Genomic DNA, 18950 nt, shown 5'->3' with positions numbered 1-18950 from the left:
TATCCTCGCCCGTCCAGTCCCGCCGGTCGGCGGGATTGGCTGCCTTCGGGGCTACCAGCTTAACCCACACACCATCGTCGCGGGTAATGTTCGGCCCTTTCCCCAACGGCGTGTCGGAGTACTATGGCCTCGGCTGACGTCTGAGGGCCGTGGCGGTGCGGACACTCATCCACTGTTCGCCCATCCATCAGACTTCCCCGGTTAAGAGATGTTACTTTTACTCCATCTATCCGCCTCATTTACGCTTGCAGGCTCCCGGATAACGGTCGGACTTCATTTTGTTTAGCAAACTTATCCGCCTGCATCCGCCTCCTATGAGGTTCCTGTTCGTCGGATCAGAGTGTTGCCTTGGACTTCCTTCAAATTCCACCTCACGGTGGACACTCTTGTCCTTGGCTAATGCTTCCTGCTATCAAGGTACATTCGGGACTTTCACCCTATAGTAACAGCCCATGCCGGGCAAACTAAAAAAGGGGAGCTGTTTGCTCCCCTTTGGAATCTGACCTCATTGTAAGACCTTGGCATAATTCATTCAATAGTTGACCAACGCTTCTTTTCTGCACTCCGGGCATAATTCTTGGGCGACACGGTCTTTGCTTAAACGTACTTCTTTGAGGCGCTGCTTTATTTCTTTGGGTGAAAGGAGTTTCCCCGAGACATACCAAGCTTTACCCTTGCCGTTTAACGCCCGTTCTAATTCCCGTATTTCAGATTGATTGCCTGCATATAATGCAGTTAGATATGAGCAGAAAGGATACTCAATATCATTATCTTCTAATCGCCGTACTATATTGTCGAGCTCTCTTCCAAGATACCAACGATTAAATCGTAGTACTTTCTGGAGCTCATGGTCAGTAGTATTTCCGATGGCCTGGCTTAATCTTATGAGCCAATCAGTGATCATATAAAACTCGCTGAGCAGTGTATGTGCGAATGGATCAGCATTTGTTGTATTTGTCTTCTTCATTTTGTGTAAATGTTTCGTTAGAAATTTAATTCATACACAAAATGAATTTTGTAATGCCTTTTCTATAGTTATGTCCTGCTTTTATTGCTTTACGTCCGGTTTCCTCCCTCTTTTCTATATTAATTTAATTACTTCAGTTATCCATACGGTTTAGGGCCTTTTTTATAGAACCAAGGTTAAGCTCGCTGCCATCTGAGTTTTCATATTTTAGCCGAACCAGGTACGCTATCTGAGTATGGTCAAGACGCTGTAAATCACGATTGTTATCAAGCATATCGTTTATCGCGAGCCTAATAGGTTCATCTTTATCTAACTTTTTTTTGGTATTGATAATATTTATTCCGCTTTCAAATTGCTTGTCGATCCTCTTAATTATGGAAAAGGTTGTATAGGCCTTAAAATATTTCATCCCGTATCCGTCGAGCACTTCAATGAAATGTTCTTTGATATGATAGGGAAAAACAGCATTTGTTGTACCGGGTTGACGTTTCGCTAAAGTACCATGACGTAGATGGTTTATAAGTTCAAGTGATACTTTTTGGGCAAGCATACCATGCCAGTCGTCATAGGCTGAAATATCATAGGGAGTTATTTCACAATCAGTTGATATTGCTTTCTGGTTCTCAAAATGTCGCTTTATAGGTTGGGAAAGTAGCTTAAAATTTTCTCTTTTTATTTTTAATGTTTGCTGTTTCCAGGTTTGCCACATGTCGTGTTGTTCATTCCAATAAAGTGCAGTTAGCCTGTTAAATTTGTCTAATAGACTATTATAAAGGTGATGTGCTTCAAAAAAGCATCCTAGATACGATCGGTACAGCCTAGTGCCCAGCTCATTTGGCTGCTCTTGTCCATCCTCATACTCTTCGAATAGAGTCTGGTGGAAATTAAGGATATCTGAAATCACACAATACCAATACAATTTTTCCAGATCCGATTGATCAGACTGAAAATCGCGTCGGTAGTTTCCCCAATGAAAGTCTGCAACCTTCCCTTTTACATCCTCTACTGTAGGGTTATTTTGACTGCTCATCTCGATGTTTTTTTATAGCTTTTCGGACTGAATCATTGTTGAAATCCTCGCCGTCCAGGTCAGCAAAATTTAGCTTCAAATGATATTTCAGTTGCTTGTTCGTGTACTCGGAAGCTTCAGGTGTAAAGGTGAATAGTTCTCGAACCGCCTGGGTTGGACCTTCTACTCTTGTCTTCGAATGGAAAGTATCATAGGAGGTATTCAGGTAGTCTCGAATATGATCGACTACATGAATCAAGTATTTATATCGCATCATCGTGTCCATGACGTCATTAAACGTAGATTTAACGCTGGAGGGTTTAAGTTCCCACTGGGGATCAACGGGCAGCCTATTTCCAAGGTAGAGATGATTGGCCGCATCAAGCAACCGTTTGTAGGATCTGGATATCAAAGGCAGATAAGTTTGTCTATTGTCAAGAAAATCAAGATCAATGAATTCGACTACCTCTGGGGATATGTGTTCAAAAGAAAAATCATGATTGCTGAGCCACTCTCTTAATTCACTTTCCAGCTGTAGAGCATTCTTTTTAAATTTCAATGCGAAGTATTCTTTAGACTCTTCGATGATCAGTTTCTCTCGCATCGTTGCAGTAGGTAGGCCTTCATAAAGCTTCAACATGTTGTGGATGGCTTCATAAGGCCGAAAGAATATATTGCTGTATTCCCCGCAGACCATTCGTATATCGAAGGATATATTTCCCTTCTTTGCCTCCTTATAGTTGATCAGGACAAACAGCCAAAAATATTTGCCTGCCTTTGTGCGCTTGTTGCCAAGATTCCGCTCAAAGTTCGACAGATCAATTTTTTTTTCAAGCTCACTAAAATCAATCATTGTCCCCCTCCAGCCGCTTCATTTTATCTGATAGGTCCATTTGAGTGAGATGTTCATACCTGCGCGTTACATCCAGCGACTTATGGCCAAGAATTTTGGCCGTCTCATTGATATCAAATCCCAAGCGCATTAATTCGGTCCCGCAGCTGTGCCTGAGCCCATGAAAATTGATGGTATCTTTAAGCCCTGTGGCTTTGACATAAAACTTGAATACGCGGGAAACATTCAATTTGCTCATTTTTATATTTTCATAATATTTCTTTTGACTGGCATATACCAGACCCTTATTGGGGTGACCATGGTACCGGTGCCAAGCCTTAAGTACCGGAAAAAGCTTCTCCCGTATGGGAATTGTTCTCTCGTCCCCGGATTTGGTTCCACTCACAGTTAGTTGCTTATTTTTAAAATTAATATCCTGCCATTTCAGGTTTACGATCTCCTTTATCCGCAACCCGGCATAGAAAGCGGTCATTACCACCGGTCGAAACCATACTCTACTTTGGCTTTTGGTGGTAATATATCCCTTTTTCTTTTTCTCCTTAATATCTTTACGATATTCTTTGAATACTGCCTGTAACTCAGATTCAGAAATTGTTTTATCGGAAATCTTGGTTTGCTTTTTGGGCTTATTGATGTTTTCAGTGACATCGTGCTTCACATACCCCTTTTCCTTTATCCAGCGAAAAAACACTTTCATATGCCTCAGATAACTTCTCTTTGTGGCATTCGCCAGATGATCCTGAAAACAAAAGTCTCGCAGATCTTCCTCGGTAATCATAGTTACGGGCATCGTCTCTCCGACCTGGTCCATGAGCATATTAAGATGACGACGATAGTTGTTATTCGTGACCTCATTGGCCTGCGTCCTATGCTTGATAAAAATATCCGTCAGGTTACTTAGAGTAATAGCATCAGGACGAGACTGAATTTTCTGCTTGTGCTGTTCATGCTTTTTGGGAGTCCATCCCTGAAAGGGATCAATCTTCCCCTCCATATGAAGTTCTTCATACTCAAGTTTTTTCTTCTTAGCCTCTCTTTTCCGCTTAGTGCTTAAGGAGAACTTTTTTTGATATAGCTTCCCATCAATTCTCTTAGAAAAAACGATATAATAAATTTTATTCCTTTTCTGCAGCGTTGCCATTTCCTCTCCGTACATATTGAAATTAGTTCATCTGCTTGAACTACTTTTCACCTACTGGCTAATTTGTTCAAACTTTTGTTCAAACAGTATACGGTTTTTGGGAATAAAATGCTCCTAAAAAGAAATGCGTAAAAAACAAAAAGCCCTATGCATGGCCTGCAGGGGCTTTTTAGAAGTGGGCCCGGAGGGACTTGAACCCCCGGCCAATCGATTATGAGTCGACTGCTCTAACCAGCTGAGCTACGGGCCCGTGTGTCTGGTGGATCTGGATGCATCCGAACAGAAATAGCGGCGCTTAAATTAACGGTTTTTGCCACTTCTTACAAGGTTTCTGAAAAGAAAATAGCAAACGGGGAAAACATCTCTTTATCTCATCGCTCATCTTCATGGAATTTTTTCAGAAGTAAAAGGGCTCAGGAAAACGCTCCGGTCGGGTGGTTCTTTACCTGAACGGACCAAAAAAAACCCAAAGTCATAAAGATTCTCTTCTCTTTCTTTCATTCCGATACTCTCTACTCAAACAACGTTTCCCCGGAAGGAGCTTCTCACTTTCAAGATACAAACCATAGTTCGTTAAAAAGGAACCCCCGCCAACAGCTTGTGACATTCTAATCACATAATCATGAATATTTTTGTTTCTGCGCCAATACTGGTCAACTTTTTTGTTATTATAACATACCGTAAATGCATTTAATGCAGCGGCTGATGGCATGAACGAATCTTCCTCTTTAAAGAAGATAATCGGGGATATATTGCCCGGACATTGTTACCGGTATAGTATCACCTTCTTGGATATTACAGCACATCCACGCTCTCCGGCAGCGGAAATAGTTGTTCATTCCCCGCACTGGAATCGTGCTGTTATGCCATCAAGGAAGCTGTTTTTTACGTGTCGAACTTAAAGCCTGATTAGTTAGTTGATTATGAACAAACAACCATCTGCTGTAATTACCGGAACCGGATGCTACATCCCCCCTGAAAAGGTCCCCAACAGTGCTTTCCTGGAGCATACCTTCCTGGATGCCAACGGGAATCCCTACGACCGAAGCAACGAGGAGATTATCGAAAAATTCGAGGCCATTACCGGCATTCGGGAGCGAAGATATGCGCCGGATAATCTGCTTGCCTCCGACATGGCGGCCCTCGCCGCGGAGAAGGCTCTCTCCGATGCCGACCTGGATAAGGAAACTCTCGATTACATTATCGTCGCCCACAATTTCGGCGACCTGCAGGCCGACAACCCGAAAGTGGATATGGTTCCCAGCCTGGCATCCCGCGTCAAGCAGAAACTGGCCATTGACAACCCGCAGTGTATAGCCTATGACCTGCCTTTCGGGTGTCCGGGCTGGCTGCAGGGACTCATACAGGCAAACTACTATATCCGAAGTGGCGATGCCCGGCAGGTGCTGGTTATCGGATCTGAAACGCTCTCCCGGGTGTGTGATCCCCACGACCGCGACAGCATGATTTATGCCGACGGGGCCGGCGCCACGGTACTGGGGGCCGATGACGGCGAACAACCGGTGGGCATCCTTTCTCACGCCGCCCGCACCGACACCAACCCCGAGGCCGATTACCTGACTATGGGACGCTCTTTTAATGACAGAGGGGATGGCGACTTGTTTCTCAAGATGCAGGGACGCAAACTCTATCAATATGCCCTTAAACGAGTACCGGGGGTCGTCAAACGGTCCCTCGAGCAAGCCGGTCTCTCTATTAAGGATGTAGCCAAGGTGCTGATCCACCAGGCGAATGCCAAGATGGATGAGGCCATTCTGCAACGCCTGCTAAAACTTTATAATATATCAGAGGTTCCGCCCACCCTTATGCCGATGACTATTTCATGGCTGGGAAATACCTCCGTAGCTACGATTCCCACCCTGCTGGACCTGATACGGCGCAATAAATTGGATAATCATCAAGTATCCCGTGGTGATATTTTGGTTTTTGCTTCGGTGGGGGCCGGCATGAATGTCAATGCTTTGGTGTACAGAGAAAAATAAATAATTTTTAAATAGGAATTCCGCTGGATAAGCGTTACTTTATCTGTGTTATAATTAATTACCCACCTACCGAGTGTATATATTGAAAAGACGCGTTAGACCAACTCCTTTCATTAATAAAGCCCATAGGTGCATAAAGACATAATACAAGACATGGCACAAGGCAAAGTAAAATTTTTCGACACGCAAAAAGGATTTGGATTTATCAAACCCGATGACGGAAGCAAAGATGTTTTCGTTCATAGAAACAACATTGAAAACCTGGATTATAATCAGGGACTTGAAGACGGTGAAGCTGTAGAGTTTGACGTTGAAGAAACTCCCAAAGGTCTTAGCGCTACCAACGTTAAAAGCCTGGATTACAAATAGATCTGAGTTTTGATCTAACATACATTTTTCAGAGCCTGTTTCTTTTCGGAAACAGGCTTTTTTTATTTTTCCCTCTTTTTCTTCTCCATCTCCTCTTCCTTACTATATTTCTTCAAATAATCCGTTGTGCGCCTGAAAAAAAGGGCTTTAAAAAAACCAGGTTTTTTTAATATCAAATCCCGACCGATTTCAAAACCGCAATACATATATTGGCTATATAAAAGAATGCTTTGAAATCGCGAAAATGCATAGATTGGACAAAAAAAACGGTTGTGCAACGGTTCCGATAAGAACTGACCTGACAGTGTGCCAGTGGAAGTTAGCTTCTATTGGCTTCATTATGAAAAATATTTCCAGGTCATGCGGACACAGGAAGCTATTTGAAAACAAATAGCACAACGCATTCCAAATATATATTTTAAAAAATGTATATTGTCTTTTTCTCAAATCAACCAATTTCACTGAACTGAATGAAATAGATATGCATATTCCCCTCTCCCTTCGCTTGACGGTCTATCATTTACTCCTGTTGATACTGGCTTTAGCCATTGGACAGCCCGTGTCCCTACAGGCACAGGATCCCCCGGAATATACGGTCTACCAGTCGGGTACCCCGGTTGAGATCGACGGACAACTGGATGAACCCGCCTGGACCGGAGCGCCCGGCGTGGGAGCATTTGTTTTTCCATGGTATGAGAGCGGTCAAAAGGAACAAACCGTAGCGAAGTTATTGTGGGACGATACGTACCTGTATGTGGCTTTCATTTGTGAGGACGAGTATATCTGGGCGGAACATACGCAGCGCGATTCAGCGGTATATTCAGACGATGCCGTGGAGGTATTTACCGCGCCGAATCCCGACCGGGCGCAGGCTTATTTCAATATTGAAATGAACGTACTGGGCATTTTCCTGGATAACTTTCAATCCGGCCAACCGGCTGCAAACGGCAGGGCAAACTGGGATGGCCAAGGCATTCGGATCAAGACCACCATCAAAGGTACGCTGAATAATGACAGCGACAGGGACGAGTACTGGATCCTGGAGGCCGCCATTCCTTTTAAAAACTTTGCACAAGTGGCCCGGCATACCCCGCCCGAGAAAGAAGATGTATGGCATTTGAATCTAAACCGGCTGGGTGGAAACAGTAACCAGCAATTTAGCCAGTGGTCCCCCAGCCAGACAAACAAGCCCGATTTTCACGTGCCCGAAGATTTCGGACGGGTCATTTTTTCGGATAAAACCAGCCCGTTTGAGCGGTAGCTGGGAAAAAGGATGTTAAATGCTCGAAAAAAACAGCACTTGGTAAAAAAACAATTTTTACCAAATCTTCTACCAGAATGTTAACTATATAGTTGAAAAAAAATGAAGAAAAGAAAAATTGCCGTTCTGTTTTCAGTGATCATCGTTGCCGTCGGACTGGCGGGCTGTTCTGAATCGGAGGAAAAAGAAATGGAGCAAGATCATCAGCAACAAGAACAAGCTTCTAAAGAAATACTGTATGTCGGCACTTTTGCCGGCAGGGGGGGCGAGGGACTGTATGTTTATGAATTTGAGCGGGAGACGGGCGGGCTTGACCAGCTGCAAACCGTGAGCGACCGGGAGGCTCCGGATTTTCAGGCCCTGCACCCGGAAGGAACCTATTTGTATTCGGTCAGTGACGAGGCCTTTGCTGAGGATTCCGATCACGGAACAATATCAGCCTACCGGATCGACCGGGAGACAGGCAGGCTTTCGCTGATCAATGAGCAGTCGGCGGAAGGCCGTGGACCGGCGCATGTGAGTGTGGACCCCAAGGGACGTTTTGCCTATGTATCCAATTACAGCGGAGGAAACCTGAGCGTCTTCGCCATCAATCCCGAAGACGGCAGCCTGAGTCAGGCCGTTGATGTGGTGCAACATGAGGGCAGCAGTGTCAATGAAGAGCGCCAGAATGCGCCGCACGTGCATTCAGCTATTCCCTCGGCGGATGGCCGCTTTCTTTATGTGTCCGATCTGGGGACCGACCGTATCATGATTTATAAAGTGGATCAAAACAGCGGCGAGCTAAGTCCCGCTGAAGTACCACATGCTGAAAGTACGCCCGGATCGGGTCCCCGTCATTTCACCTTTCATCCTGACAACAACTATGCTTATTCGGCAGAAGAACTCAGCTCAACGGTAGCTGTTTTTCAGGCCGATTCCTCCACGGGAGCGCTCACACAGATTCAGCGCATATCCATGCTCCCGGAAGCGTATGACGAAGCCGGTAATTCGGCAGCCGACATTCATACTTCTCCGGATGGCCGGTTTTTGTATGCCTCAAACCGGGGACATGACAGCCTGGTTATTTATGAGATTGACCAGGACAGCGGCAAGCTTTCACTGGTAGGTCACGAGCCGACGCGCGGCGGACATCCCCGCAATTTTATGATAGACCGGCGGGGGACGTATGTGCTGGTTGCCAATATGGATGACGACAATATCGTGGTCTTCGAGAGAGATAAAGAGACCGGAGAGCTCAATTATACCGGGCAGCAGATCGAAGTACCGATGCCGGTCTGCCTGACTCAGCATATTATTGAAAAATAAACCGTGCCGGGCAACAACATTCAAGCGGAAAATGAGTTATTGAAAGAGGGAATAAAAACGCTTTCAATAGTGTTAGTGTTATAAGATTGTTAGTGTAATAAGATTGTTAGTGTAATAAGGGAATGGGAACAGCTCATAACGAATTCTTTATTATGAATAAACGATATACCTTATTGCTGGCAGGCATATTAATTTTCGCGGCTTGTAATTCCAAAGCTCAAAAAACACCATCCATGCAGGAAGAAAATATTCAACCGTCCGATACCACACTACAGGAAGCCACCTTTGGTGCGGGGTGTTTCTGGTGCGTGGAAGCCATCTTTGAAGAAGTAAAGGGCGTTAAGAGCGTCGTAGCCGGCTATGCGGGGGGACAAGAAAAGAATCCTACCTATCGGCAGGTCTCTTCAGGCAGCACCGGCCACGCCGAAGTCACCCGCATTGTTTATGACCCGTCTGTTGTCTCCTATGAACAGTTGCTGGAGGTGTTATGGCACACGCATAATCCCACCACCAAAAACAGACAGGGGGCCGATGTAGGTCCGCAATATCGCTCGGTAATTTTTTACCATAACGATGATCAAAAGATAATCGCGGAAAAATCGTTAAAAAAAACCGATCAATCTGATTTATGGGAGGATCCGATTGTAACGGAAATAGAACCGATCACCAATTATTCCAGGGCGGAGAACTATCACCAGAACTATTACGAAAACAATCCCAATGCGGGTTATTGCACAGTGGTGATTGCCCCGAAACTTAAAAAATTTCGCAAGGAATTTTCACATATGCTCAAGGATAGTTAACCCGTATTTCTCACAAAAATTTATGGTGAGAAATCCAGGTAAGAATGTAATAAAAGAAAAGTACGTTTACTCTTTTGATTTGTATTCCCAAACATGATGAGATATATCCTGGTACAATTGATATTGATATAGGCAACAAGGGATAGAAAACAGAGGATTGAGTTTTTGAGAAGTAAACAATGGAAGCTATTGGACTGGGATAGCATGACACAGCAAACACGATGGTTAATATTAACTTAAAAACTACGACTACTTATGACTACTAATCGACTAACAATACCTGCGATCATTGGTTGCTTTGCATTACTTGTTTCGGTATTTCATACGTCGGCAATGGCCCAGGAACGCGGTAATGAGGAAGCAAGAGTCAGTCCGAATGCTTCGGTAAGTCAAACGATCGGAACGACCGAAGTAACGATCACCTATGGTCGCCCGGGCGTAAAGGACCGCGAAATCTTTGGAGGCTCCCTGGTACCGTTTGGGGAGGTATGGAGAACCGGAGCAAATGAATCAACGACCATCTCCTTCTCTGATGACGTGATGGTAGAAGGAGAAGAACTTGCAGCCGGCACCTACTCGCTGTACACGATACCCGGGGAAGACCAATGGACGTTCATCTTCAATACTAAAATATCCTGGGGTACCGAGTACGAAGAGGGACAGGATGTGCTTCGCGTCCAAACCGAACCGGAAAAAGCGGAGCATACCGAGCAGATGATGTTTCATTTCGAAGATGTTTCTGAAGATTCCGGCACGGCCGTACTGCGGTGGGATGATGTAAAAGTACCATTCACGATAGAAGTTTAAATAACTGTTATATATCTCAAGTAAATCCCGACATACTCCTTCTCATGGTGGGACACTTCCCCATCATGGGATTTTATTATTTTTCACCTTCCTGTGGGGTGCCAATTTCATACTGGCCGAAATTGCCCTCAATGAAATGTCGCCCATTGCTTTTAGTGTTTCGCGTTTTGCGATGGGCGGTATCGCTTTATTCGCGGTATTATACCTGCAATATCGGGCGGAATGCAAGCGTAGGTCCCGGTCCATTTCTTTTCTGCCGGACATCAAAAAGAAACACTGGCCTCGCTTGCTGCTGATATCCGTTCTTGGAGCCACGCTGGCCCCATGGCTGGGTATTGAGGGGCTCGGTCTCACCCATGGGGCCCGGGCTTCGCTGTGGCTGGCGCTGGGACCGGCGGTAAGCACCGGCTTGGGCTACCTGCTCAACACGGAACGTATGGGACGTTATGGATACCTGGGCGTTATCCTGGCGGTTGTCGGGACCATAATTTTAGCATGGGACGGGCTTCGCCCGGAGCAAGGGTACTGGCTGGGCGACCTGGTACTGATTGTGGCTCTGATACTTACGGTCATTGAGTTGCATCTGATAAAACCCCTGGCCCGGGAATACGGGTCGGTCCCCATTGTTGCCCTCCGAACCGCTATCGGGGGTTCCCTGTATCTGCTTATCGCTTCGCCGGCCCTTATTGAGACAAGCTGGAGCAGCCTGGGGGAATGGACCTGGATTGCCATCCTTGCCGGGGGCGCCATCGGCGTAGGGGTGGGACAATGGATCAAAGTGCGTGCCCTTAAAAAACTGGGGCCCACTCAGGTCGTACTCTATGGAAATTTGGTGCCCATTGCGGCCCTTCTGATTGCCTGGCTCAGCATCGGGGAAAATCCCTCCTTTCTGGAAATCATTTCAGGCATATTTATTATCGGCGGAGCTATCCTTATTCAGGTCATAGACACCAGGGCCGGAGCAACCCACCGGGAACAGCAAAAACGGGAGGAAGCGCTCTCGCTGTTTGCAAGTGCCAAACAGGATTAGAATCGGTTAGCGGTTAATCGGAGACGATCCACTTAACGCCTTCTAAAAATAAAAAGAGAGCTGCAGCAGAAAATTGCGTCCCGCCTGCGGGTAATAATAATTAAAGAATTGCTCTTCGCCGCCGGAAATATATCCGTAGGTGTATCCATTGGATTCGTACCGCTCATCCAGCACGTTGTTCACCATCAGGGTCGCCTCCACATGCGAGGCGAACGGAGCCGTGGTCCAGTTATATCCCAAACGCACATCGTTTACGAGATACGGGTCCAGCGAACGGCTGTCCGACTGCGTATTATCCAGGTATTGACGAGAAACATACTTTGTTGACAGTCCGGCCGAAAACCCTCCCCTTCGGTATTGCAGCATGGAATTTCCAATAAAGCCGGGAGAAAAGGCAATATCGGTGTTTTTATAAGTCGTTTCCTCCTGTCCCCCGGAATCGTAGTTATCCAGGTAGTATGTGTAGTCCTGAATTTTATTGCGGCTAAAGGTGGCATTGCCGGACCATTCCAGGGTGGGCAACAGCTGCAGTCCCCCCTGCAGTTCTACCCCTGCGCGATAGCTGTCGGGAACATTTTGGCGCACATGAGCCCCCACATCATTAATCTCGCCCGTCAGTATAAGCTGATCTCTGTAATCCATATAATAGAAATTCGCCTCTACGTAAAACCGCTCGAAGGTCCCTTTATAGCCGGCCTCCCAGTCATAGAGCGTTTCGTGGCGGGGACGGTTTTCGGGCGTGGAATCCACATATTCTTCACGGGTCGGCTCCTTGTTGCCGATGCTTAAGGAGGCATATGCCCGGTGCCGGTTGTTAAAACGGTACGTAAGTCCCCCTTTCGGGTTAAAAAAGGTAAGCGCATCTGTTTGCTGAACATCGACCACCTCTTGTCCCCCACCCGGTTGGGGTTGACGGTCCTTACCCAAAAAGTCATAGGTAATGCGGCGAACCTGGGCATCCCCGTAGGCCGTAAGGTGATCGGTTATATGATATTGCGCTTTAAGGTAGGTGTTAAAATCAGTCTTGAATCCATTATTAAAATAGTAGCGTTCCCCGATTTCGCTGTCGCCGGCGTACCGGGCCCAGACAACCTCACCGAAGTGATCGCCGTCGTATTCATTATATCCCCCGCCAAGGGTGACAGACCAGCGGTCTTCAACGTTATAATCGGTGGAAAACACGGCCCCGTAAAAGTGATTATCAAGCCATAAATTCCGGATAAGGTCACTCTGACCAATCGTCGTATCGGGCAGCTGGACGGGATCAATGCCGTATTCATCCAGCGACTGACCGGCTTTGTATTCCTCATAATAACCGCGTCCGTAGGTATAGTGGGCAGAAAGGCTGGCATTCCAGTTATCCGACAGCTGGTAGGAGTAGTGCAGCTGGTAATGATCCTGCTGGTAATTATCAGTTTGATTATCATACGGTTCACCCGGCTTTTCCGTGCCCGCCGGGTTGTGGGTACGGTCGCCGCTCTCCAGCCTGCTCTCTGATACGCCGTACCAGGCCTGATAGGTTTTCTCGCGCCCGGAGAAAACATCCGCGCGCAGCAAGCTGCGATCGCCCTGACGGGCCGCAGACAGGTAAAACGACTTCAGATCCGATTCCGCCCGGTCGATATACCCATCCGATTCGATCTTCGAGAGACGTCCCTGGAATTGCCACCCGTTGTCCATCAGTCCCGACCCCAGCATCACATTGGCTTTGCGGGTATTAAAGGAACCCACGGAGGTATTGACCTCCCCATAGGGCTCGGTTTCCATTTGAGAAGTCTGAATGTTCATCGTCGCACCAAAAGCAGCGGCCCCGTTCACAGAGGTACCCACGCCCCGCTGCACCTGAATATTTTCAACCGATGAGGCCAGGTCAGGCATATTGACCCAGAACACCCCGTGCGATTCGGCATCATTGACGGGAATACCGTTAATCGTGACGTTGATCCGCCGCTGGTCGACCCCGCGGATGCGCAACCCGGTATAACCGATCCCCGCTCCCGCATCGGAGGTAATGGTGACCGATGGGCTCCCTTCAAGCATATAGGGCATATCCTGGCCCAGGTTTTTGGCCTTGATCTCGCTTCGGCTCACATTTTCGTACGCCAGCGGTGAAGCCTCGCCGGCCCGGATAGCCTCCACAAATATGGCATTACTTAAGAGCGTTCTTGGGCTCATCGTAATCTGGAGAGGGCGTTCCGCGTCCTCGGTATCAACTGTTTTAGTCTGATAGCCGACAAAAGTGATTCTTATCGTCGTGCTCCCATCCTCGGATAGTTTAAGAGAGAAGGTCCCCTCCTGGCCTGCCGATACACCATTGGAGGTGCCTGCCTGCAGCACATTGGCCCCAGGCAGCGGTTCCCCTGTTCGGGCATCGACGATGGTCCCGGTAACCACCGTTTGTGCCATGAGAGAACTGTTCATCGCCATAGTAAATAATAATATGCACAGAAAAGCTGTGTGAAGTAGTTGCAATTGTTTGGAAAACATTCATTCCTCCGTCTTATCAGGTTATATAAAAAACATTTGCAAAACCGTTCTTTTGTTCAATATCGGCGTTATCGGTTGGTTGAAATCCTCATATATGGGCGATATGCTGTGGTTCCAACCTCACTCTGGCCTTGACCTTGAATAAAATTCCAGGTTTTTCAAATGCTTCTATAAGAGCGGGAGATGAACTTGCAAGAAATGCTGATCAACGGGCAACAAGTAAATTTTTACTGCTGCCTGGTTTCCCTACGCCGGTGTTATCCGGGTCAGGTTCTCAGGGTATGATCTCAGCCTGCTGTTGCAAGCACCCCCAACCGTGGGTTCTTTCTTATGTGCCGCAAAGATAACGGCTTCACGGCTTATCTACAAAATGTTTTGTTATCTGTTACTTGTTATTCGGGCGGCAGCTTTCTCGACCTCATCCTCAAGCTGTCAAATCTTCAACATGCAGCTGTACCTTCCGGTGAACGCCGCTCCTCCTTTTCTGCGAATCACAATTCATAATTTACAGCTGCGACCAAAATATTTTGATCTTCATGGCCGAATTGCCCATTATTGAATACATTCATTATCCTAATGTCATCATTATGAAATATTCGATACTAATCGTTACAAGCTCTATTCTTTTCGCATATGCGTGTTCCTCCGGCGACCGCCCTTTGGAAGAATTTTCAAATCCTCCCTACCAGGCTATTTCAGCACTGGGCGACACCCTTTACGCCCCGCCCCTTGACCCGGATACGGAAAGTCGATTTGAAACGGAACTTCAAACAGCCGAAGCAGAATACAGATCCCGGCCGGACGATGCCGACGCTATCCTCTCCTACGGCCGGCACACCGCTCACCTGGGTAATTATCAAAAAGCGGTTGCTATCTTCAGCGATGGCATTGAGAAACATCCCGGGGACGCACGTTTCTATCGGCACCGGGGGCACCGTTATATTACGCTCCGGGAATTCGACAAAGCTATCGAAGACTTTAAGCGCGCGTCGGAACTTGTACTCAGCACGGACGACCAGCCGGAATCCGCAGAAACAACCGGCGAAAACGATGAAAACCGCAGCGCGCTGCAGAGCAATATCTGGTATCACCTGGGACTTGCCTATTACCTTACAGCACAATATGAAGAGGCTCAAAATGCGTACGAGGAGTGCCTTCGCCACTCGTCAACCGATGATATGCGGGCCGCGGCTTCACACTGGCTGTATATGACCCTGCGAAGAGCCGGCAAAGATGAGATGGCGGGGAATATCCTAGAACCCATTACCGAGGATATGAATATTGTCGAAAACAAAAGCCATCATCAGCTCCTGATGGTCTTCAAAGGCATCTTTAAACCGGACATGCTGCTGGCGGATGCTCAGGATAGCGACACCCTTGAAAATACAACCGTGGGATACGGGCTGGGAAACTGGCATCTTATCAACGGACGAAAAGATCGGGCCCACGAGCTCTTCCATAACGTATATGAAGGGGACCAGTGGCAGGAACCCGGCTATATCGCTGCCGAAATGGAACTAAAGAGGCTCTCCGGTGAATGGCTGGCGGCAGGCCCGTTTTGGGTACGCTGAACTCTCTGCAAATAGTGGTAGTCTGCGGTTCGGATCGTGATCCGGGTTAACATATCCCATGGTTACGGACACGGAAGAGGCAAGGGTGCCTGGAGCAGCCCTGCGATACGCCCGGCCTGAAAGTTTTCGAAACCCTTTTCCTGCATTTTCTGTGAAAAGAGGGAATGATTCAATACTTTTTGGGCTTCAAAGTGCCTGAACTTTTTAACGAATGAATACTATACACATGCCTGTTACCAACGACGAAATAGCCGCCCGGCTCCGTGAAATCTACCAACTGATGCAGCTGGCCGGAGAAAACCGGTTCCGGGCGATCGCATTTGACCGCGCCGCCCAGACAATTGAATCGCTCGATGACGATATTAATAACTATATTGAAAGCGGCAACCTGACCGATATCAAAGGCATTGGAAGTTCTATTGCCGGTGATATCCGTTCGTACGCGGAGACTGGAACCATAGAGGTACTGGAAAACCTTCGTAGTCAGATTCCGGAGGGCGTCATTACATGGCTGGATATTTCGGGACTGGGGCCCAAAAATATTGCAAAAATCCACCAGGAACTGGGAATATCCGAACTGGAGGAATTGAAAGAGGCCTGTGAAGACGGAAGGGTCGCCTCGCTGGACGGACTGGGCCAGAAATCGGCTCAGAAGATCCTGACCTCCATCCAGTGGATGCAGCAGTTTGACGAACGCTGCCGGCTGGACCAGGCGGCGGACATCGCCCGGCCGATCTACCATTTCCTCAAGGAGCAGGAGGGCGTTGAGGCTATTGAAGTGGCCGGCTCCCTCCGGCGATCGAAAGAGACGATCGGGGACGTGGATATCCTGATCGGCGCCGGGGAGCAGTATATCGATGGGCTGTTCGACGCTTTTGTGAATCATGAGCTCGTGGTGGAAGTACTGGGACAAGGTGAGACCAAAAGCTCCATCCGTACGAGGGACGGGCGACAGGTAGATCTGCGTATTGTGAAACCAAAAGAATTTCCGGCCGCGCTGATGTATTTTACCGGCAGCAAGGAGCATAACGTGGTGCTGCGCCAGCGGGCCCGGAAGCGGGGACTTTCCCTCAATGAATACGGCTTGTTCGAACTGAATAACCAGGGGGATACCAATGTTGAAGCCCCGATCGATTATGCGTCGGAATCGGATATCTACCGGAAGCTGGATCTGCATTTTATTCCCCCGGAGCTGCGCGAAGACCGGGGCGAGGTTGCATTTTATGAAACGCACGAAACCATGGCCCTGGTCAAAGAAGACGATATCCGGGGCGTAATTCATGCGCACAGCACCTGGAGCGACGGCAGGTTTTCAATCAGGGAGATGGCAGAGGCCTGTATGGAGCGCGGCTATGAGTACCTGGCCATTACCGACCACTCCCGGTCGGCTGCTTACGCCGGGGGACTGTCGGTGGAGGAAATCAAACAACAGTGGGAAGAGATTGACCGGTTGAATGAAGAGTACGCGACCGGCGGGCAAAACTTCCGTATCTTCAAGGGAATTGAATCCGACATCCTGGGCGATGGCAGCCTGGACTACGAAGATGACATCCTGGAGGGCTTTGACCTGGTTATTGCCAGCGTACACTCCGGCCTTGGGATGTCACGCGACAAAATGATGGATCGGTTCCGCAGGGCCATTCGGAATCCCCACACCCGGATGGTGGGACATCCTACGGGACGCTTGCTGTTGAAACGCGACGGCAGCGATCTTAATATGAATGAAATAATTGAACTGGCCGTGGAGCACAACACCGCCATAGAAATCAATGCGAATCCCCGGCGCCTCGACCTGGACTGGCGGCACGGAAACAAGGCCCGGGAAGAGGGACTCCTTTCCTCTATCAATCCCGATGCCCACAGTACCGATGGCATTGACGACATTCACTATGGCGTACGCATTGCCCGAAAAGGAAAGTTTGAAAAAGAGCGTATCCTCAATACCCGATCAGCCGAAGCATTTGAAAAGTGGCTGGCTGACCGGGACTCATAGTGATACGGGGCCCGGTCCCGAATACTGCGCCGCTATTACTAAGAATGCCGGACCTTGCCCGTATTTATTAAGAACCCTGTCCGGATACCTCCCTTACTCGTACCGCAGCGACTCCACCGGATCCACGCGGGCGGCTTTCATGGCGGGAAAGACCCCGGCTGTAAGGCCGATAAGCGCAAGCATCCCGATCGTAACGATGACGGATAATTCCGATATCTCCGGCTTGCCCAGAAACGCTCCCGGACCTTCTGTCATATCCAGCGCCAGCACGCCATACACGATAGCCGAAGAGATCGCCAGGCCGATAAAACCGCCCATAAAAGAGATCAGGAGCGACTCAAAGACAAACTGGACAATAATATGGATTTTTCTCGCACCTACCGCCAGTTTGATGCCGATCTCCCTGGTGCGCTCTTTAACCACCACAAACATGATGTTTGCCACCCCCACGCCCGCAATAATCAGCGTAAACAACCCAACCGTGAAGAGAAATACTTCGAGTCCCGCTGCTACTTTCCGGTTCATTGCTTCCATTTCGATAAAATCCCATATGGGGATCGCTTGCTCGTCTTCAGGGTGGAAAGCGTATTTTGCCGAAAGAATAGCGGTAATATCATGCTTAATCCGCTCCTGCAGGGAGGGGTCGGAGGGACGTATCAGGATGGAGTTTACCGTCCGGTCGCCGTAAATATTCCGGAAGGTGGAATAGGGAATGACAGCCCGGTCGGCATCGGGACCATTGTTCATGGCCGTCTGCATTTTGGGTTTCATCACCCCAATGACCGTAAAAGGCATATTATCGAGCTTCACTTGCTTGCCGACCGGATTTTCTTCCCCAAAAAGACGCCCGGCAATCTCATCTCCCAGGAAGAGAACGCGCCGCTTGCTATCTACATCCTGCTCGTTAATAAAGCGTCCCCCCGCCGCCGGGTACATTGTACGCATAATTTCAAAATCAGGATTAACGCCCTCCATATAAGTATTCGTAGTAGCGTCCCCGGTTTGAAGCTGAGCACCCCACCGTCCGTACTGGGGACTGGAATGCGCGATGCCGGGGACAGAACGCTGCAGCAGCGCCACATCCTCTTCGGTAAAACTGATACGGCGCCCGATTCCCAATCCCTCGTAATTCATGCTGGTCTGCCCGCCATAGATGACAATTACCTGGTTGCCGGCCCCCAGCATCCCCTCCATCATGCTGGTCCCCAGTCCCCGCCCAAAGGCCAGGAGCAGAATTACCGAAAGGGTGCCCCAGGCAATCGCTATCAGGGTTAAAAACGAGCGCAATTTCTGGTTGCCAAGATCGGCAAAAAATTCTCTGATTAAATTATTCCACATAGTATACGCA

16 protein-coding genes, 1 tRNA gene and 1 riboswitch are annotated in these 18950 nt (G+C 48.2%); of the genes, 9 read left to right on the top strand and 8 right to left on the bottom strand.

Translation table 11 applies throughout. The features are described 5' to 3' along the window. Positions 1-59 precede the first annotated feature (59 nt). From BUB16_RS22065 to BUB16_RS16680, 6 genes are all read right to left on the bottom strand, one after another. On the bottom strand, positions 60-188 hold the full coding sequence (locus BUB16_RS22065) for a hypothetical protein (RefSeq protein WP_280173664.1): 129 nt from the start codon (positions 186-188) through the stop codon (positions 60-62). Between the two features lie 344 nt (positions 189-532). After that, positions 533-967 (bottom strand): hypothetical protein, encoded by a 435-nt coding sequence (locus BUB16_RS16700; RefSeq protein ID WP_073067168.1) that lies wholly within the window; start codon positions 965-967, stop codon positions 533-535. 133 nt (positions 968-1100) lie between these two features. Next, on the bottom strand, positions 1101-1997 hold the full coding sequence (locus BUB16_RS16695) for a hypothetical protein (protein WP_073067166.1): 897 nt from the start codon (positions 1995-1997) through the stop codon (positions 1101-1103). Further along, a complete protein-coding gene (locus BUB16_RS16690) occupies positions 1981-2829 on the bottom strand; it encodes a F0F1 ATP synthase subunit delta (protein WP_073067163.1) in 849 nt (282 codons plus the stop codon). Before BUB16_RS16690 ends, BUB16_RS16695 begins: the two co-directional genes overlap by 17 nt. Next, positions 2822-3823, bottom strand: a complete 1002-nt coding sequence (locus BUB16_RS16685; protein ID WP_170864441.1) for a tyrosine-type recombinase/integrase — start codon at positions 3821-3823, stop codon at positions 2822-2824. Before BUB16_RS16685 ends, BUB16_RS16690 begins: the two co-directional genes overlap by 8 nt. Before the next feature lie 323 nt (positions 3824-4146). Further along, positions 4147-4220, bottom strand: a tRNA-Ile gene (locus BUB16_RS16680). A gap of 673 nt (positions 4221-4893) precedes the next feature. Between BUB16_RS16680 and BUB16_RS16675 the strand changes: the two genes are divergently transcribed. The 7 genes from BUB16_RS16675 to BUB16_RS16645 all read left to right on the top strand — a co-directional run bounded on the left by BUB16_RS16675 (position 4894) and on the right by BUB16_RS16645 (position 11551). Continuing rightward, positions 4894-5973, top strand: coding sequence for a 3-oxoacyl-ACP synthase III family protein (locus BUB16_RS16675; RefSeq protein WP_073067157.1), 1080 nt, complete (start codon positions 4894-4896; stop codon positions 5971-5973). Between the two features lie 153 nt (positions 5974-6126). Next, positions 6127-6342 carry a cold-shock protein gene (locus tag BUB16_RS16670; RefSeq protein WP_073067155.1) on the top strand — a complete coding sequence of 72 codons (216 nt, stop codon included), beginning with the start codon at positions 6127-6129 and terminating at the stop codon, positions 6340-6342. Positions 6343-6823: 481 nt separating this feature from the next. Beyond that, positions 6824-7603, top strand: a complete 780-nt coding sequence (locus BUB16_RS16665; protein WP_073067153.1) for a carbohydrate-binding family 9-like protein — start codon at positions 6824-6826, stop codon at positions 7601-7603. Between the two features lie 102 nt (positions 7604-7705). Beyond that, a complete protein-coding gene (locus tag BUB16_RS16660; RefSeq protein ID WP_211483215.1) occupies positions 7706-8911 on the top strand; it encodes a lactonase family protein in 1206 nt (401 codons plus the stop codon). A 152-nt stretch (positions 8912-9063) separates the two neighbouring features. After that, on the top strand, positions 9064-9714 hold the full coding sequence (gene msrA / locus BUB16_RS16655) for a peptide-methionine (S)-S-oxide reductase MsrA (protein ID WP_073067205.1): 651 nt from the start codon (positions 9064-9066) through the stop codon (positions 9712-9714). A 255-nt stretch (positions 9715-9969) separates the two neighbouring features. Then, entirely contained in the window at positions 9970-10521 is a 552-nt protein-coding gene (locus tag BUB16_RS16650) for a DUF2911 domain-containing protein (RefSeq protein ID WP_073067151.1), read from the top strand. 4 nt (positions 10522-10525) lie between these two features. Continuing rightward, positions 10526-11551, top strand: coding sequence for a DMT family transporter (locus BUB16_RS16645; RefSeq protein ID WP_350354146.1), 1026 nt, complete (start codon positions 10526-10528; stop codon positions 11549-11551). A 42-nt stretch (positions 11552-11593) separates the two neighbouring features. Here the strand turns inward: BUB16_RS16645 and BUB16_RS16640 are convergent, their stop codons facing one another. Beyond that, positions 11594-13978 (bottom strand): TonB-dependent receptor, encoded by a 2385-nt coding sequence (locus tag BUB16_RS16640; RefSeq protein WP_073067146.1) that lies wholly within the window; start codon positions 13976-13978, stop codon positions 11594-11596. Positions 13979-14264: 286 nt separating this feature from the next. After that, positions 14265-14360: riboswitch (TPP riboswitch) on the bottom strand. 265 nt (positions 14361-14625) lie between these two features. Between BUB16_RS16640 and BUB16_RS16635 the strand changes: the two genes are divergently transcribed. Continuing rightward, the gene (locus BUB16_RS16635; RefSeq protein ID WP_170864440.1) at positions 14626-15609 is read left to right on the top strand and encodes a tetratricopeptide repeat protein; all 984 of its coding nucleotides are present in this window, start codon (positions 14626-14628) and stop codon (positions 15607-15609) included. 211 nt (positions 15610-15820) lie between these two features. Next, positions 15821-17602 carry a DNA polymerase/3'-5' exonuclease PolX gene (polX, locus tag BUB16_RS16630; RefSeq protein WP_244545726.1) on the top strand — a complete coding sequence of 594 codons (1782 nt, stop codon included), beginning with the start codon at positions 15821-15823 and terminating at the stop codon, positions 17600-17602. A gap of 93 nt (positions 17603-17695) precedes the next feature. Here polX and BUB16_RS16625 read toward each other — a convergent pair whose 3' ends face one another. Beyond that, complete coding sequence (locus BUB16_RS16625; RefSeq protein ID WP_073067139.1) at positions 17696-18940, bottom strand: ABC transporter permease; 1245 nt, start codon at positions 18938-18940, stop codon at positions 17696-17698. Positions 18941-18950: the final 10 nt, after the last annotated feature.

The sequence above is a fragment of the Fodinibius roseus genome, from assembly GCF_900129315.1.
GTDB classification, from domain to species: Bacteria; Bacteroidota; Rhodothermia; order Balneolales; family Balneolaceae; genus Fodinibius; species Fodinibius roseus.
The sequence above is the reverse complement of the archived record's forward strand: the minus strand, read 5'-3'. Positions and strand labels throughout refer to the sequence as shown.

Coding starts and splice junctions, on each gene's coding strand:
- BUB16_RS22065 (WP_280173664.1), bottom strand. CDS start 188: ATGGATGGGCGAACAGTGGATGAGTGTCCGCACCGCCACGGCCCTCAG.
- BUB16_RS16700 (WP_073067168.1), bottom strand. CDS start 967: ATGAAGAAGACAAATACAACAAATGCTGATCCATTCGCACATACACTG.
- BUB16_RS16695 (WP_073067166.1), bottom strand. CDS start 1,997: ATGAGCAGTCAAAATAACCCTACAGTAGAGGATGTAAAAGGGAAGGTT.
- BUB16_RS16690 (WP_073067163.1), bottom strand. CDS start 2,829: ATGATTGATTTTAGTGAGCTTGAAAAAAAAATTGATCTGTCGAACTTT.
- BUB16_RS16685 (WP_170864441.1), bottom strand. CDS start 3,823: ATGGAGGGGAAGATTGATCCCTTTCAGGGATGGACTCCCAAAAAGCAT.
- BUB16_RS16675 (WP_073067157.1), top strand. CDS start 4,894: ATGAACAAACAACCATCTGCTGTAATTACCGGAACCGGATGCTACATC.
- BUB16_RS16670 (WP_073067155.1), top strand. CDS start 6,127: ATGGCACAAGGCAAAGTAAAATTTTTCGACACGCAAAAAGGATTTGGA.
- BUB16_RS16665 (WP_073067153.1), top strand. CDS start 6,824: ATGCATATTCCCCTCTCCCTTCGCTTGACGGTCTATCATTTACTCCTG.
- BUB16_RS16660 (WP_211483215.1), top strand. CDS start 7,706: ATGAAGAAAAGAAAAATTGCCGTTCTGTTTTCAGTGATCATCGTTGCC.
- msrA (WP_073067205.1), top strand. CDS start 9,064: ATGAATAAACGATATACCTTATTGCTGGCAGGCATATTAATTTTCGCG.
- BUB16_RS16650 (WP_073067151.1), top strand. CDS start 9,970: ATGACTACTAATCGACTAACAATACCTGCGATCATTGGTTGCTTTGCA.
- BUB16_RS16640 (WP_073067146.1), bottom strand. CDS start 13,978: ATGGCGATGAACAGTTCTCTCATGGCACAAACGGTGGTTACCGGGACC.
- BUB16_RS16635 (WP_170864440.1), top strand. CDS start 14,626: ATGAAATATTCGATACTAATCGTTACAAGCTCTATTCTTTTCGCATAT.
- polX (WP_244545726.1), top strand. CDS start 15,821: ATGAATACTATACACATGCCTGTTACCAACGACGAAATAGCCGCCCGG.
- BUB16_RS16625 (WP_073067139.1), bottom strand. CDS start 18,940: ATGTGGAATAATTTAATCAGAGAATTTTTTGCCGATCTTGGCAACCAG.